This is a genomic window from Caballeronia sp. LZ028, assembly GCF_031451415.1.
In the GTDB taxonomy this organism is placed as follows: Bacteria; Pseudomonadota; Gammaproteobacteria; order Burkholderiales; family Burkholderiaceae; genus Caballeronia; species Caballeronia zhejiangensis.
The window spans coordinates 24,785-39,401 of sequence record NZ_JARUXN010000013.1; the positions used below are offsets into that span (position 1 = coordinate 24,785).

Genomic DNA, 14,617 nt, shown 5'->3' on the forward strand with positions numbered 1-14,617 from the left:
GGAGCGAGAATGGGCGAATCTGTTCGATCACAGTATCGAATTCCCAAGGAGCTGAATGAGTGGCTCAGCGCGCGCGCCAAAGCCGAAGAGCGATCTCGAAACGCCCAATTGGTTGTTGAGCTGAGGACCCGTATGCGAGAAACAACTCAATCTCAGCCCGCCCCTACGAGCGAGTTCGATCAAACAAACCACGACTAATCAATTCTTCAATCACGAGATAAGATCAACTCATATATTAGTATTACTTATAACTTATTGAAGCTATTCAAAAGCTAACGAACCTTAAGGTTCAGCTCACGAGAGGGCCAAAAATGCAAACGCAGAATTCAAACCAAGCCGCCGAAACCCAGAAAGCCGATCGACTGGGCCAGGTACTCGACTTGACCGCCAATGCCTGTGCGATCGCCCTCCTCCTTCTTCCGCAGCTCGCACACGCTCAAGACGCATCGGGAACATTTGGCGGAATCACAGCTTTCTTAAGATCAGTCACACAATTGCTGATCTACGAGTGGGGCTACTACATCGGCATCATCACCTTGGCAATCCAAGGATACCGCTGGAAGACCGGCCGCATCGATCTCATGACGCTCGGTGGTTGGGGCCTCGGCATTGGCCTCGTCTTCTTTGCTCCCAACATCGTATCTGATCTCAAGGCACGCTCCGCCGGAACGATCGTATGAGTGTGGGCGAAGAATCTCATGACGATGAAGGGGAAGCGCTTGTCGCTGCAATGACTCGCCCCACGATGGTCGGTGGGTTGACGCTCGCAAGTCTGGCGATGAGCTTCTACATTCCGGGCATGGCCGCGATGATCTCGCGGTCCGTGTTGCCCGCAATGGCCATCCCCTTCCTCCTGCTTGCTAGTTATTTAATCTGTCTCAAAGACGTTTACTTGTTCGACATCTTGGCGGCCGCAACGCATTTGAAGGCCTGCCCGAACAAGCGCTTCTGGAGATGCCGACGCTATGCGCCTCGTTGACGTTCTGAAAGAGAAGTTCGACATGTCGTTGTCGATGCCGCTGCCGGACGGGGCCGCCCTCGACGACAAGGAAATGGCTGCGAGCGACATGATCCCTTATACCGTGCATTACGACGACGAAACCATCATCACGAAAGATGATGGTCTGGTGCAGGTTATTGAGCTTGATGGACTGTATTTCGACTCGTTTAGTTCGACCCAAATCAAGCAGTTCGAACGGCGACGGAATACCGTGTTGCGTTCGATCGCGAACAGCGACCGCGGTGTCTACGTTCACCTGATTCGTCGCAAGGTGAACCGGTACCCGGAAGGTGATGGCGGTACATGGTTTGCGCGGCGATTCAACGCAGCTTGGCGGCAGCGGTATGAGAAGCGATCGTTCTACGTGAACAAGATCTACATCAGCATCGTTCGGAATCGCTTTCGGCAAGGCGCACCGGGTCTGCTGGACCGCGTTTTCTCGCTCGCCTCAGGTGCGAAGGTTTCGTCTGACGACGTGGAGTCCCTAGAAGAGCAAGCGAAGGATCTGAACGAAGCTACGAATCTTGTCGTGCAGACCCTGTCCGGCTACGGTGCGCGAAAGCTGTGTGTCCGGCGCCGACCGGCGTTTCTCAATGAGCAGGTTAGTGCGGCGGATGCTCAGGTCGCGATCCAGCGATTCAACCTAAGCTGGAAAGAGTTTCAGACTCAGTACGACGTGTGTCAAGTGTACGACCGCGAAGACGTAGAGGACTATCTCGGCCAAGACTATTCGGAGATTGTTGGGTTTTTCCACTACCTGATCAATCTGGAAGACGAACGCGTACCCATCACGGACCTGCAGCTCGACCGGACGCTCGCTGTGTCTTGGCTCGATTTCAAGGTAGTAGGCAACATGATGGCCGTGCAAAACCTCAGCGCAACGCGGGCCGGTGCCATGCTGAGCATGGCGGAATGGCCAGCACGCACGCCCTCAAACATGCTTAACGAGTTCTTGAAGCAACCCGTCGAGTACATCGTCACGCAGTCGTTTTTCTTCAGCGACCGTATTACAGCCGAGCACGATATGAAACAAGAGCGACGACGTCTCGTTGTCAACGACCGGGACGGCGGTGCAGAAGAGGACAAAAAGGAAATCACTGATGGGCTGCGCGATCTCACGAGCGGTCGAGCAGTCAACGGCCTCCATCATTTGACGATCCTCGCCCATGTGCCTGCCGCAACGTCGCACGCCGACCCTGTTGAGAACAGAAAGCAAACGATTGCGGATCTTGATAACGCGGTCGCGTTGCTCAAGAAATCGTTCGTCAACCTCGGTGTGAAGGCGGTGCGTGAATGGTTTGCGGTCGAGACTTTTTTCTGGTCGCAGCTTCCCGGCCAGGCGCAGCACTTCATCGGTCGGCGCGGGAAGATCAAGTCAGGCAACTTCGCTGGATTTGCATCGCTGCATAACTACGCGATTGGAAAGATAGACGGCAACCTGTGGGGGCCTGCGATCATGCCTTTCGAAACAGAGAGCGGCACCGCCTACTACTTCAACTTCCATCGAGAAATGGAGGGGATGGTCGCAGGGCATTTGGCCTTGACCGCAGACACTGGCGCGGGGAAAACCACCCTACTGTCGGCACTAATAGCCATGGCAGACAAGGCCCGGCCTCGCGTGTTTTGGTTTGATAACCGCGAGGGTGCGAAGGTGTTCATGCGAGCGATGGGTGCGCCACATACCACGCTGTCGGTTCAGGGAAACACCGGCTGGAATCCCTTCCAGTTGCCCGACTCGCCCGAGAATCGCCTGTACCTCGTGGAATTGATGACGCTGATGCGCACGTGCTATGGCGGAACGCTCGTTCCCGACGACATCGAGCGATTCAAGCGGGCAGTCACCGAGAACTACGACGTCTTGCCTTTCCAAGACCGACGTTTGCGCAACGTTGCATGGTGCTTTGGTCAGGGCGAACTCGCGAAGGACATGCGCATCTGGCATGGCGCAAATGGTTCAGCAGGTGCCAACTGGGGCGTGTTCGACAACGAGAACGACAGCATCAACCTCACGCAGTGCCGGCACTACTGCTTCGAAATGCGGCAACTTATCAAGGACGGGGTTGCTCGGCCCGAGCTGCCCGTCGTCCTGAGCTATCCGTTTCACCGCATCGAGCAGTCCATGAACGGCGAGCCGTTCATCCTCGTGCTGGAAGAAGGTCAGAACCTTGTCAAGCACGCGTACTGGCGCGAGAAGATTGACAGCTACATCATGCAGATCCGCCGTAAGAACGGTCTGCTGATCTTCGTCACGCCCGACGCGAAATATCTCTACTGCGAGACCGACTCGATCCAGAAGCAAACTGCCACCAAGATTTTCCTTCCGAACGGCGAGGCAAGCAAGACCGATCTGGTGGACCGTCTTGGCCTCACGATCGGCGAGTTCGACTTCGTTCACGACACTCCGCCCGAGAGCTTCAAGTTTTTGATACGGCGCGGCAACGAGTCGATTCGGGTCACGTTCGATCTGTCTGATATGCGTGAATTTATTCCTGTCCTGTCGTCGAACGACAAGGGTGTTGCGCTGATGGAGCGAATCATCAGTGAGCTTGAGACCGACGACCCGGAACAATGGGTACCAGTCTTTATGCAGCGCGCACTCGCCGAGAACACCCACAACCTCAAGCGGGAAGGAGCGTGACCGTGAGAACTACGCTGTTAGCTATCGCCCTAGGCGCGTCACTCAGCGTTTCGGTGCCAATTTACGCGACCGGCATCCCCACGTTCGACGCCGCGACCTTTCTTCAACTCCAGCAGCAACTTTCGCAACTGCAGGAACAGTACAGAACTCTAAAAGATCAGTACGCAGCGGTCACCGGAAGCTATGGTCGTGGTTCGATCGGATTGAATCAGTCGATCAACGCGGCATCGGTTGTACCGGGATCGTGGCAGGAGGTAGTTTCGCAACAGCAGAGCGGCACCTTTGGTGCGCGGCAAAACTTTTACGAGAAGCTGATCAACACAATGCCGCAGGACGTGTTCGCGGATCCTAATGCGCAAAATGCGACGACGTACAAAATGAGCACAGATTCGGTTCGGGCTGCTTTAGCGGGTGGGGACTCGCTGTATTCCGAGGTCCAGACGCACCTCAACAACTTGTCCGTGCTGAGTCAGCAGGTGGATACAACGACCAACGTTAAAGATGCCCAAGACTTGCAGAACCGCATCTCCAGCGAGAACGGCATGTTGTCGAGCGCCATGGCGAAGCTCAATGCAATGAACATGAATCTGCAAGCGAATCTAGTGAATCAACAGAATCAGGCTACTGCCGGAAATCAGAAGTTTTACCAATGGAAGAAATAGCCAATCCTTCGTGTGGGGAGGAACATGCAACAGAAGGAGGAAAAAATGAAGCCTTTAATCACGGCTCTGAAAATTTGCACTGCGTCGGTGTGGCTCCCGCTGTGGCTTACTAAACGCGGCATCCGCTTTTTTGTTGTTTTGGTGATTGGCGCAGTCCTCTCCAGCTGCACCAGTACGTCGGGCAAGCTCGACAGATCACCGTGCGCGTGCTCTTTCGAACCGATCAACGCGATTAGCTATGGGAGGGACGGAGATGTCTAGGAACCTTTGGACATGGATTTTGATGAGTACAGCAGTGGTACTTGTCGGTGGCTATGGTCTCCTCAAGACTCTCAGCCGAGAGCCTGCCGTACCTTCCGCAATGGCCCCACAAGAGATGACCCCATCGTCGACACCGACAGTTGAAAAAGGCAGCGGGAACCCGCTGCTTGGAGCGGACAAAGTAGCGGTTGCCAAATGGTACCCGGGTCATTGCTTCGCAGAGTTGTACGCGAGGGATCCTTCGTTCGGCGGGAAGATGATTCCTGGCTGTGTCGTCAAGGTGATTGAACAGGTCAAGGCAGACACCGGCGTGACGCTGACCGAGGCAGATATTCAAGCACCCGATGTAGTTGCACATTTCAAGCAGCTCTACGGCTCGAGCAATCCATGGCGACAATGACCCTCGAAGGAATGATTGGCGCCGCCGATGGCGTAACTCAATCGTTTCTGACGCAGACCTACCCCGCTCTTGCTGCAGCCATATCTACGCCCGTCTATCTGCTCGCTGTGCTCTACTGGGCGGCTTACGGCTACAAGATATATGGCGGTTACGAGCCGATGCGATGGAACGCCCTACTTGCAAAAGCCTTCATGACCGCCGCCGTATTCTCTGCTCTAAATTGGGGAGGCATGGGCCAAAGCATCTATGGCTTCTTTACGTCGTTCATGGAAGGAGTGGCTTCGACCATCATGTCAGGCAGATCGACGGCATCAATGCTTGACGCACTGTATAACAACGTTGGCCAGGTTTCCGCGTTGATGCAAAACGTAAGTTGGTATCAATTCGGGATGATTCTGCAGGGATTCGGTCTTTTCCTGATCAACTGCGTGTTGTTTGTGCTTGCGCTCGTCTACATGACGATCGCAAAGTTCGGCCTCGCAATTACGATGCTTCTGTTACCGGTTTTCGCTGGCTTCTTCTTTTTTGAACAAACACGTCAGTGGGCCATCAATTGGCTGAGCAAGATGTTGAATTTCTGTTTTATCTATATCTTGGTCATTGCCATCGTTCGTTTTGGTTTTCTCGCGTTTGGCGATGCGATTGACGAAGCCGGAAAAGCCTCGAGCGTCACGGATGCCGCGTTTATCAACGTACAGCAGGTTGCATATCTTTACATCGTTGAAGGTGTATTGATCATCTTCATGCTGCAAGTCAAAGGCTGGGCTGCATCCCTTTCCGGCGGTGCATCTGTACAAGGCTTGTCTTTGTTGATGATGGCTGCTCGGACGATAACGAGGGGGTCGCTCAAATGAGCTTCGGCAAAAGAACGTTCAAAGGCGACACTGACACCCAACGGATGCAGCTTGGCGGCTCGAACAAGCTCAAGCAAGAGCGCAACCGTGCATACCTCTTCATCGGCCTGCTTCTCTTTGTGGTCGGCGGAATGGCTAGCGCGATCACCGTGCTAGCCAACATTCACACGGTCATTCCAGTCGTGTCCGTGCTCGATGCAAATGGGCATGTGGTGAAGCAACAGGTCGTCAACAAGGAAACCATCTCGGGCCAGGAAAGCTTTGTCCAGAGCCAGGTGTACGACTTCATCATGTATTGCAACACGTTTGACCCGGACTGGCGGCAACGCTTCGCCGATCTGTGTCGCTTGCATTCGACGCAATCGGTCGCCGCACAGTATGACGCGGAAACGAGTGCGGATAACGCTAACAACCCCTACTACCAGCTCGGCCAAGGCGGCCGTCGCTATCCGAAGATCACGGGTATTACATCGCTCGGAAAGGATGCTTATCAAGTCTCCTTTCAATCCATCACCGAAAAGCCCGGCAGCCCGCCGAAGACCGACTACTACACGGCGCTCGTGCGCTACACCTTTACCTTCAAACCGCTCGCGTTGGGCGACCGTTGGGAGAACGCGCTCGGATATGCCACGACGGGGTATCGGAAGGATCAAGAGTTGAGCCGCCAGTAACGCGCCGTCGGCAAGTGCTTCGTGCAAGGAATCAGACCATGAACTTCAAATCCGCTCCCATCGCTTTCGCCATGATCAGCAGCGTGACGATTTCGCTGATTCCTGCCTCCTCACTTGCGGCCAAACTCCCGCATGCGCTTGTAACTGATGATCGCGTCAAGCAGGTTCCGTACGACCCAAATCAAGTGTACGAGGTAATTGGCACATACGGTTACCAGACCTCCATCGAGTTTGCCAACGACGAGATCGTCAAGGTCGTCTCGTTGGGTGACTCGATCGCATGGCAGACAGTGCCCTACCAGAATCGCTTGTTCATCAAGCCGGTCGAGCCGAATGCGGCAACCAACCTAACGGTCGTGACCGACAAGCGCACCTATTACTTCAAGCTCACTAGCTCGAAGGCGCGCACGACTCAGACGTTTCTCGTGCGCTTCGTCTACCTGAATTCAGGCTCGAACCAAAATGCGAACCTGAGCGGCTACGCGGGCCGTGGCCGGACTGACGCGAGCACGAGCACCGGAATCGATCCCGCGCGACTGAATATTGACTACGGTGTGTCGGGGGACAAAACCGCCATTCCGCTCAAACGCGCCTTTGACGATGGGCAGTTCACTTATTTTCTGTTCGATCAGAACGCCGAAATTCCCTCGTTTTACACCGTTGGCCCGGACGGTACTGAGTCCGCGGTCAGTCCGCGCCGGGAAGGCCCGTATATGGTCGTCAAGCGCACGGCGAGCCTCTTCACGCTGCGCAACGGCGACGCCCACCTCTGCGTACAGAACAATGCGAATCCATATCGCCGTGCTGATATGAGCGCAGCTTCGGCGCTCAGAACAGTGGAGCATTGATATGGCAGATCCGAACAGGAATACGCCAGATGACCGCGAAGCGGCCGTTCGCGAGTGGGAGAAGCAGGCGAATGCGTCGATGGTCGTCGACAGTCGAAAGAAGCGGTTTGGTGGCATCGCCATCGCCGCGATCGCGGCCGGCGCCATCGCTGCGGTGTGGTTGGCCAAGCACAGCGGCAGTGACACGGCCAAGTCGGCGGCAAGCAGCGATATTTCCATCCCAGATCGGAAGCCTGTGCCGAAACTCAAGGATCATGAAGCGGCGAGTAGTTCCTCTGTTGCCGCAGCACCTGCTCCAACACCGGCAAGCACGGTGCAGGCCGATGACCCGATGAAAGCGCAGCGCGAGCAGATGGAAATGCAGCGTCGAGAGCAAGCGCGCCGTCTGCTGGAAGCTCGCATGAAGTCGGCCATCATCCCGCCAAACAGCGCGAATCAGCCAGCAGGCGTTCAATCACAGTCTGGGCCTGATGCAGGCAGCCAAGTTCGGCAGAACACCGGGATGTTAGGAGGCGGCTCGGGCGATCAGGGTCCGCAAGATGCCAATTCGCGCTTCGCGCGCGCGGTAAGTGGCAACGCTGTCCCGGTGAGCATGGCAAGTCAGATCGACAATCTTCCCTACAAGGTTTTGCAAGGCGAGTTTATTGAAGCGGTTCTGGAACCGCGAGCGATCTCCGATCTCCCGGGCCAGTTGTGCGCGCTTGTGCAACGCGACGTCTATGGCGCACAAGGTCGGCTCAAACTCATTCCGTGGGGCTCTCGAGTGTGCGGCACGTACAACGCGGAGTTGCGCAAAGGCCAGGATCGCGTCTTCGTCGTGTGGAACACACTGCGTCGTCCGGACGGCGTGCAAGTTGCCATTGACAGCGCTGGCAGCGACCAACTTGGAACAGCGGGTATGGGCGGAATCGTTGACACCCATTTTGCTGAGATCTTCGGCATGTCTGCCCTCCTGTCAATCATCGGTGCCGGTGCGTCGAACGCGGGGGTGAGTTCGGGCGACCAGTACAACTCCGCCTCGCAATACCGGCAGTCGGTCCAGCAAGCCGCGGCTCAGTCGTCGCAGCAAGTACTTTCTCCGTACATCAACATCCAACCCACCGTCACAGTGCCAGCGGGCTCCCGCGTACGTATCTACGTGAACAAGGATCTGGATTTCACGTCGATTTATAAGGAACAAATCGACGCGGCGAAGCACGTCGATGGCGTAACGTTTATTCAATGAGGAAGAGACATGTCGCAGATTGCCTCCTTCCGAGCCAAGCTCTCGCTGTTAGCGGACTATCTCGATGACAAAGAGGTGACCGAGATCCAGGTCAACAAGCCCGGCGAACTCTGGCTCAGAAAGAAAGACTCGTATTACGCGGAAAAGATCGAAGTGCCCGGCCTGTCGTATCAGCTTCTGTCGTCATTGGCCGATGTCACCGCCTCCTTCAAAAGTCTTGAGGTGGACCGGGAGAGCCCGATTCTCTCGGCTGAAATCCCTGTGAACCTTGATGATGGTATTCCGGATTTCGAGCGCGGAACCTATCGGGCTGAAATGATCCTCCCGCCCGTCGTGCCGGAGGGAACCATCGCGATGACGATTCGGAAGCAATCGCTCGTTCGGATGAGTCTGCCGAAATACCTGGAACAAGGCGCGTTCCGCTTCGTGAACGGCGACGTGGTCGACGAGCCGTACTCGGATGCACGGCTGGAGGAGATGTACCGCGAGAAGCAGTGGGACACGTTCCTACGCGGCGCCGTCCTCGCGCACAAGAACATCGTCATTTCTGCTGGCACCTATTGCGGCAAGACCACATGCCTCAATGCGCTGGTACAGGAAATACCCGGACATGAACGCATCGTCACGATCGAAGACTCTCGAGAAATCGAGCCGGCGCAGCCGAACTGCGTGCGACTGTCCTACGCCCGCCATCAAGCGTCAGAACAGGCTGCCGTGACACCAACCACGTTGCTTCGCTCGTGCATGCGGCTCACACCCGATCGGGTCATCATGGGTGAGATCCGCGGTTCGGAGGCGGTTGAGTTCGTGAACATGCTCAACACCGGCCACAAAGGATCGCTTACGACCATCCACACGGATTCGCCCGCCGAGATGTACGACCGGTTCGGCGAGCTGATGGACGGCCATACCTCGATGACACGCGAACAGATCATCGAGCGCGTCAAGAGGCGTATTGACGTTGTTGTGCAGTGGAAATACACAGAGCGCAACGGCCGCTACATATCGGAGATTCTTTATGCAGGCGCGTGATCTGTCCGCAACATTGCTGTCGACCGGCCTGCTGATCGCCCTCTCCCGGATGGCTACCGCGCAGACGCCAGCGTCGGCCCTGCCCTTCGACAAGCTGGCCGCCGAGTGCGCCCCGGGGGTGCATCCGAGCACGCTCAGGGGCGTAGTGACCACCGAATCGGCAGGCAATCCCTTCGCGATTGGCGTTGTAGGCGGTCGGCTGGAGCGTCAGCCGCGCAACTTGCCGGAAGCGGTCGCGACGGCCAGAGCGCTCGAGCGCCAGGGATTCAATTTTTCGATGGGCCTCGGACAGGTTAATCGTTACAACCTTGCGAAGTACGGCGAGCGTTACGAGACGGTATTTGAGCCGTGCCGCAACCTCAAGGCCGGCGGTGCGATTCTTCGAGATTGCTACCGGCGAGCGCGGGCTCAGATTCCAGACGATCAGCAGGCGCTGCGCGCGGCGTTCAGTTGCTACTACTCAGGCAACTTCACGCGTGGTTTCCGGCCAGATCGCGCGGGTCGGCCGAGCTACGTGCAAAAGGTTGTCGCAAACGCGACGGACACGGCGATTCCCGTCGTGCCAGCAGTAAAGCGAGATAGCGCCGATGCAGGCGTTCCAGTGCGGCCGACGGCAAACGCAAAACCTGTGAAGCAAGCGGCCACGTCGGCACAATGGGTGATGTTTGCGGAGGACCGGTCGCGGCTCGACCCGGCCTCCGCCTTGCCGGTCGACGATACCAGCAGGGATCCGACTGTCAAAGTGCGGCTCGCGACACCGACCAAAGGCTCAGCGGTCGAAGCGAACCCAACTCGTCCAATCTCCAGGTCGTCACCACACGAAACGCAACCTGTCCCCGTCCAGCGATCACCGTCATCGACCACCCAAGAAGCTGCGCCGTTTGTTCAGTTTGTAGATTGACGCTTCTCTCGCTCGCGAGAAAAGCGCCATCGGGAGAAGAAACGATGAAAAAAACCCTCGTTGCCTTGTTTGTGCTCGGCGCGCCGATGTCGACGCAGGCTTCGGAATATGGCTGCAAAGTTTTGCTGTGCCTGGCGAACCCCGCATCCAACGGCGGCCCCAAAGGCGTTGACGAGTGCGTACCTCCCATCAACCAGCTCTACCACGATCTGAGCAAGGGGCGACCATTTCCGAGTTGCGATCAGGCTGACGGCAATGATGGATCGAGCTACGCCCGTCAAGTCTATGATCCGTATGATCCTTGCCCTGCACCCTTGCTCCCCGCCGAACGCGGTGCCTACGTCGTACAGGGCCAAAAAAGGCCGAGCGGTAACAAAGGGGGCTGGTTTGGAGGCGACGGCTCATACACGCTGAATGACCAGCCGCAAGTCTCAGAGTCATCGCTCGGTAACGGCTTCGCTTCGGGCGCGCGGGCGTGTGTCGGTCAACGAATCGGATCGTACGTCGTGGGCAACTATGACAATACGTATACCGTTGCCGTGTTCGACAAGGTGCTCTGGCAGCTACCGCAAAACCCGCGTGCCATCGACGTCTATATCGACAACGGGTGGCAACAGCGCGTGCGTTGGTGACGGATCTTTTACGGATGTCTGGCATCCGGCTAACCTCGCGCAAATGCCGTGCGCGTAACGGGATCGACGAAAGACGCTATGTCTACAAAGTCGGCGGCGCTCAGCCCATCTAGAAACGGAGCACGAAAGATGACCCGACCGCTTTTTATCCGTCTCGCCGATGTGATCGCCTTCCTTGTCGTCACTTATCTGATCGGCTCTATTGCCACAAAGATGTTGGGTCAGATTGCCAGCTGGCCGGACCCGGGATGTTGGATCGCGATTTTCGTGGTCGGCGCCCTGGCGATCACCTGCGCGATCAAGATTAGACCGATCTCGCGGTGCCTCGTTGACTTGATCCATCTGCCCTTCCACCGTTCGAAGGATTAGCCGACGCTCTCAAGTGCTTGGCGGGGCACCCATCAACAAGTGTTCGTCCGTCAAAGCGAAGACTATCCGAATCGACCATAGTCTGAGGGCTTGCGACCGTTGACTGGTTGGCTGCGCTGGTCTCCAAGCGATTGACGTTCCAACCCTTGCTTACCCTCCGCCGCGCCTCGCGGCCGCATGCCTTGCCCGCGGCGCTGCAGTTCGCGATCTCGCTGAATGGCCAGCGCTGTCGTCTTATCGAAGCGGCGTGCGATTGCAGCGGGCAGCGATTTCACCGAATCGGTGTAGACGCGTGCCTCATACCGCGCTCGGCTGATCGCGACGTAATACAGATTCATCGACGTCGTGCGGCTCTTGGTGTCGAGCGCGATCAGGGTCCGATCGTTGGTCAGGCCTTGCGAACTATGGACCGTCGAAGCATACGCGTGCTCCAGATGAAGCGGTCGGCTGGTCGGTAGCTCCAACGACCGTACAGGCCGACCATTTCGTTGCTCGACCGATTCGAGGCTTACGACACCGCCGATAACGCCCGTTACGCGCATGCGGTCACCGTTGGTGAGGTCACGGCCCGCATCGTTACGGTTGATCCGTACGGTATCTCCAACGGACAACTCCGCTCGCTCGAGCCGATAGACGCTGAGCTGCGTCACTTTACGCGGGTTGATCGTGGCCGTGGTGCCATCTTGTCGCGATAAGACTAGCGCATTGCCGGGGAGTGCTTCGGCGACGCGATAGGTTTCGCCGCGGATCAACCCGGCCTTCACGTAATCCTTCTCCGGCTGAATCACCATGCCGGGCTGATAGCTCGGCGCGAAGCGGCGCTGCGCTTGCGTCATATCCACACGGGTCAGGGTCTCGAACTCTCGTCCGTTGCCGGTGAGCGCCAGTGACTCGCGCACCATTTTGTTGATTTCCCGGCGTGCCTCATTCGTGCCGGCGACAATCAGGGTTTCACGGCGCTCAGCTTCGGTGAGCTTGATGTAGTCATTCACAATGGCGCGGTGTCGGTCCGCTGGCTCTTTAAGCTCCTCAACATGCTTTAGATGCGCGAGCGATTGGTGAACACGGCTCTCGGCCGCGTGTTCGACGGCCGCTTTCAGTTCGTGATCTTGCTGTCGCTGTATTTCGCTGATGCGCGCGGCCTGCATGCCATTGTGTTGAAGCTGGGCGAATGGTTTGCCTGCTTCGATGGCCTCGGTCTGTTTGGTGTCGCCGATCAACACCATTCTCGCCCCCGCCTTTTCAACCGTTCGCATGACTTGCTCCATCTGGCGCGCGCCGACGACGCCCGACTCATCCAACACGATGATCGTCTTGCTGTCCACCGGCTTTTCCTTGGATCGAAGGAAACTGGCGAGCGTGTGCGCTTCGAGTCCTTCGTTCTTGAGCGCCTTGACCTGATTGCCGTACGGCGCGAGCGCGACCGTGCGGTAGCCCTCTCGCATCGCCGAGGCCGACGCCTGCTTGATGAGCGAGACGGCTTGATTGACGGTGTAAGTTTTCCCGGTACCCGCGTCGCCCTGGATGCCCACAAATCGATTGCTCGTGGCAACGATGGTCTCGACCGCTGAACGCTGCCCCGCGTTGAGCGTAGAGTCTTGGAGTGCCGACCGGACGGTGGCGACAGCCAGTATCGGTGGAACAGCCCCGCGGCCCGTGCGTTCGATGGCGAGAATCGCCTTTTCACGGGCAAGCCCCTGTTGGGTCGTGTAGCGCTTCTCGGCCGGAACGAGCGAGCCCTGCTTGACCGCCGCATTGACGTATTGCTGCGCCTGCTTGTTCGACCAGCCTTTGAGCTCTTGCAGGTAATTTCGCCAACCAGCCGACGAGAGCGCGGGTCCGTCCTTCCGATCCGCCATGCGAAAAGCCGGCACCGCTTCAATCAATGCGCCCTGCCCGACCAGACGCTTGATTTCGGTGCGCACCTCGCCGGGACCAGCTAATCCGACGGATCGGCGCAGCGCGGTCGCCATCAGGACGCTCTCACGCACGACGGCTTCGCGTTCGGTCAGGTGATGGATCGCGTACTGCACGACGGCCTGCGCGGGCGTAATTCCCGCCGGCAGACTCGTAGCGGCAACGCGGTCGCGCTCGCCGGAGTCAGTGCGATTACCGGCGCGACCATCGACGGTCCTGCTCATCTGTTCCGCTGTCGTGCCGCTCGTGTTGGCGACCTCAGCTTCCCTTCGGTGATCGTGGCTGCCATTCGCGTCATAACTGCGTCCGTCGAGCTGGGAACGCGAGCCGTAGTCGATACCGAGTTCTCGGCTTTTCTCAACCCAATATTGCTTGACGATCTCGCGGTCGGACTCGTCCTTGCGCGGGCGTGTGGCAAGCGCAATGACCTGCTTTTCGAGGGTGCTCGCGCTCGCGCGCGTCTTACCCTCGTTCGCCAGGGCCTCTTCAATGACGCGGCTGCGCGCTGAAAACGCTTCGATCTGTTCGCGACTGATGTGAGCCAGCTCGAAGTTGCCTTTGTCGTCGACGAGGCGGATGGCGTAGCCAATCGCCTGCAGACCCTTCGCCAACTCAGCCTTGTAGATTGCATCGACCTCATGCTGGACACGGAAGATGTCCTCGTTCGAGAGCGCGCGCCATGCGCCATCGGCGCGGCGCGTCATGTTCATCACGACCGAGTGCGTGTGCAGTTGAGGATCCTTCGCCCGGCTCATCTCGTGCCGGAACTTGGCGATCGTCATGTTGCCCGTGCGCTCGCGGTAGCTTTTGCCTTTGACCTTCTTACGCGCCTCCGCCAAACGCTCGACCTGCTCGAGCGCGCGCGTCACGGCGCGGTCGTGCGCGGCAGTCACTTCGCGGTCGCCGGCGACGAGCGCTTGCATCGACACCGACTTGGGGGCCGAGAAGGTGAGGTCGAGCCCCATGCGCTTCTTGTTGTCGACGGGGTCGAACGTCGTCTGGATGCGCTCGCCGTTGGGAAGCTGTCCGTCCAGCAGGCGCGAGAGCTGCGCCTGTTCGATTGGCCCGGTAAGCCCCAGGTGCCGGGCTCCTTCGCCCTGCCACTCGCCCGGGTTCTCCTTGGCGTAGTAGTCGTCGGCAGACGAGAAATAATGTGCTGCGGCGTACTGGTTGTTGCCGCGAATAGGCGTCACGTTGAGCATGGCCG

At 57.7% G+C, this 14,617-nt stretch carries 14 protein-coding genes; 13 read left to right on the forward strand and 1 reads right to left on the reverse strand.

The genetic code is table 11. The features are described 5' to 3' along the window. The first annotated feature begins 311 nt into the window (after positions 1 to 311). From QCE58_RS31095 to QCE58_RS31155, 13 genes are all read left to right on the forward strand, one after another. The gene (locus tag QCE58_RS31095; protein WP_014253264.1) at positions 312 to 680 is read left to right on the forward strand and encodes a TrbC/VirB2 family protein; all 369 of its coding nucleotides are present in this window, start codon (positions 312 to 314) and stop codon (positions 678 to 680) included. Continuing rightward, complete coding sequence (locus QCE58_RS31100) at positions 677 to 979, forward strand: VirB3 family type IV secretion system protein (protein ID WP_041733693.1); 303 nt, start codon at positions 677 to 679, stop codon at positions 977 to 979. The genes QCE58_RS31095 and QCE58_RS31100 overlap by 4 nt, the downstream gene beginning before the upstream one ends. Continuing rightward, a complete protein-coding gene (locus QCE58_RS31105; protein ID WP_309780745.1) occupies positions 966 to 3,638 on the forward strand; it encodes a type VI secretion protein in 2,673 nt (890 codons plus the stop codon). The genes QCE58_RS31100 and QCE58_RS31105 overlap by 14 nt, the downstream gene beginning before the upstream one ends. Before the next feature lie 2 nt (positions 3,639 to 3,640). Then, positions 3,641 to 4,300, forward strand: coding sequence for a type IV secretion system protein (locus tag QCE58_RS31110; protein ID WP_409014191.1), 660 nt, complete (start codon positions 3,641 to 3,643; stop codon positions 4,298 to 4,300). Between the two features lie 283 nt (positions 4,301 to 4,583). Continuing rightward, entirely contained in the window at positions 4,584 to 4,961 is a 378-nt protein-coding gene (locus QCE58_RS31115; protein ID WP_309780749.1) for a hypothetical protein, read from the forward strand. Then, positions 4,949 to 5,815, forward strand: coding sequence for a type IV secretion system protein (locus tag QCE58_RS31120; protein ID WP_309780751.1), 867 nt, complete (start codon positions 4,949 to 4,951; stop codon positions 5,813 to 5,815). Before QCE58_RS31115 ends, QCE58_RS31120 begins: the two co-directional genes overlap by 13 nt. After that, positions 5,812 to 6,486: a type IV secretion system protein gene (locus QCE58_RS31125; RefSeq protein ID WP_309780754.1), complete on the forward strand. Its 675-nt coding sequence runs from the start codon at positions 5,812 to 5,814 to the stop codon at positions 6,484 to 6,486. The genes QCE58_RS31120 and QCE58_RS31125 overlap by 4 nt, the downstream gene beginning before the upstream one ends. 38 nt (positions 6,487 to 6,524) lie before the next feature. Continuing rightward, the gene (locus QCE58_RS31130) at positions 6,525 to 7,334 is read left to right on the forward strand and encodes a TrbG/VirB9 family P-type conjugative transfer protein (protein ID WP_309780756.1); all 810 of its coding nucleotides are present in this window, start codon (positions 6,525 to 6,527) and stop codon (positions 7,332 to 7,334) included. A 1-nt stretch (position 7,335) separates the two neighbouring features. Further along, the gene (locus QCE58_RS31135; RefSeq protein WP_309780758.1) at positions 7,336 to 8,559 is read left to right on the forward strand and encodes a TrbI/VirB10 family protein; all 1,224 of its coding nucleotides are present in this window, start codon (positions 7,336 to 7,338) and stop codon (positions 8,557 to 8,559) included. A 9-nt stretch (positions 8,560 to 8,568) separates the two neighbouring features. After that, entirely contained in the window at positions 8,569 to 9,591 is a 1,023-nt protein-coding gene (gene virB11 / locus QCE58_RS31140) for a P-type DNA transfer ATPase VirB11 (protein ID WP_309780759.1), read from the forward strand. Next, positions 9,578 to 10,492, forward strand: coding sequence for a lytic transglycosylase domain-containing protein (locus QCE58_RS31145; RefSeq protein WP_309780762.1), 915 nt, complete (start codon positions 9,578 to 9,580; stop codon positions 10,490 to 10,492). Before virB11 ends, QCE58_RS31145 begins: the two co-directional genes overlap by 14 nt. A 44-nt stretch (positions 10,493 to 10,536) precedes the next feature. Further along, positions 10,537 to 11,124, forward strand: a complete 588-nt coding sequence (locus tag QCE58_RS31150) for a hypothetical protein (RefSeq protein ID WP_309780764.1) — start codon at positions 10,537 to 10,539, stop codon at positions 11,122 to 11,124. A 129-nt stretch (positions 11,125 to 11,253) separates the two neighbouring features. Next, the gene (locus QCE58_RS31155) at positions 11,254 to 11,493 is read left to right on the forward strand and encodes a hypothetical protein (RefSeq protein WP_309780766.1); all 240 of its coding nucleotides are present in this window, start codon (positions 11,254 to 11,256) and stop codon (positions 11,491 to 11,493) included. A 62-nt stretch (positions 11,494 to 11,555) separates the two neighbouring features. Here the strand turns inward: QCE58_RS31155 and mobF are convergent, their stop codons facing one another. Further along, entirely contained in the window at positions 11,556 to 14,612 is a 3,057-nt protein-coding gene (gene mobF, locus QCE58_RS31160; protein WP_309780768.1) for a MobF family relaxase, read from the reverse strand. Positions 14,613 to 14,617: the final 5 nt, after the last annotated feature.

Excerpts from the sequence above, each read along its gene's own strand:
- QCE58_RS31145 (WP_309780762.1), top strand. The coding sequence starts at position 9,578 with ATGCAGGCGCGTGATCTGTCCGCAACATTGCTGTCGACCGGCCTGCTG.
- QCE58_RS31130 (WP_309780756.1), top strand. The coding sequence starts at position 6,525 with ATGAACTTCAAATCCGCTCCCATCGCTTTCGCCATGATCAGCAGCGTG.
- QCE58_RS31115 (WP_309780749.1), top strand. The coding sequence starts at position 4,584 with ATGAGTACAGCAGTGGTACTTGTCGGTGGCTATGGTCTCCTCAAGACT.
- QCE58_RS31100 (WP_041733693.1), top strand. The coding sequence starts at position 677 with ATGAGTGTGGGCGAAGAATCTCATGACGATGAAGGGGAAGCGCTTGTC.
- QCE58_RS31105 (WP_309780745.1), top strand. The coding sequence starts at position 966 with ATGCGCCTCGTTGACGTTCTGAAAGAGAAGTTCGACATGTCGTTGTCG.
- QCE58_RS31150 (WP_309780764.1), top strand. The coding sequence starts at position 10,537 with ATGAAAAAAACCCTCGTTGCCTTGTTTGTGCTCGGCGCGCCGATGTCG.
- mobF (WP_309780768.1), bottom strand. The coding sequence starts at position 14,612 with ATGCTCAACGTGACGCCTATTCGCGGCAACAACCAGTACGCCGCAGCA.
- virB11 (WP_309780759.1), top strand. The coding sequence starts at position 8,569 with ATGTCGCAGATTGCCTCCTTCCGAGCCAAGCTCTCGCTGTTAGCGGAC.
- QCE58_RS31155 (WP_309780766.1), top strand. The coding sequence starts at position 11,254 with ATGACCCGACCGCTTTTTATCCGTCTCGCCGATGTGATCGCCTTCCTT.
- QCE58_RS31095 (WP_014253264.1), top strand. The coding sequence starts at position 312 with ATGCAAACGCAGAATTCAAACCAAGCCGCCGAAACCCAGAAAGCCGAT.
- QCE58_RS31125 (WP_309780754.1), top strand. The coding sequence starts at position 5,812 with ATGAGCTTCGGCAAAAGAACGTTCAAAGGCGACACTGACACCCAACGG.
- QCE58_RS31135 (WP_309780758.1), top strand. The coding sequence starts at position 7,336 with ATGGCAGATCCGAACAGGAATACGCCAGATGACCGCGAAGCGGCCGTT.
- QCE58_RS31120 (WP_309780751.1), top strand. The coding sequence starts at position 4,949 with ATGGCGACAATGACCCTCGAAGGAATGATTGGCGCCGCCGATGGCGTA.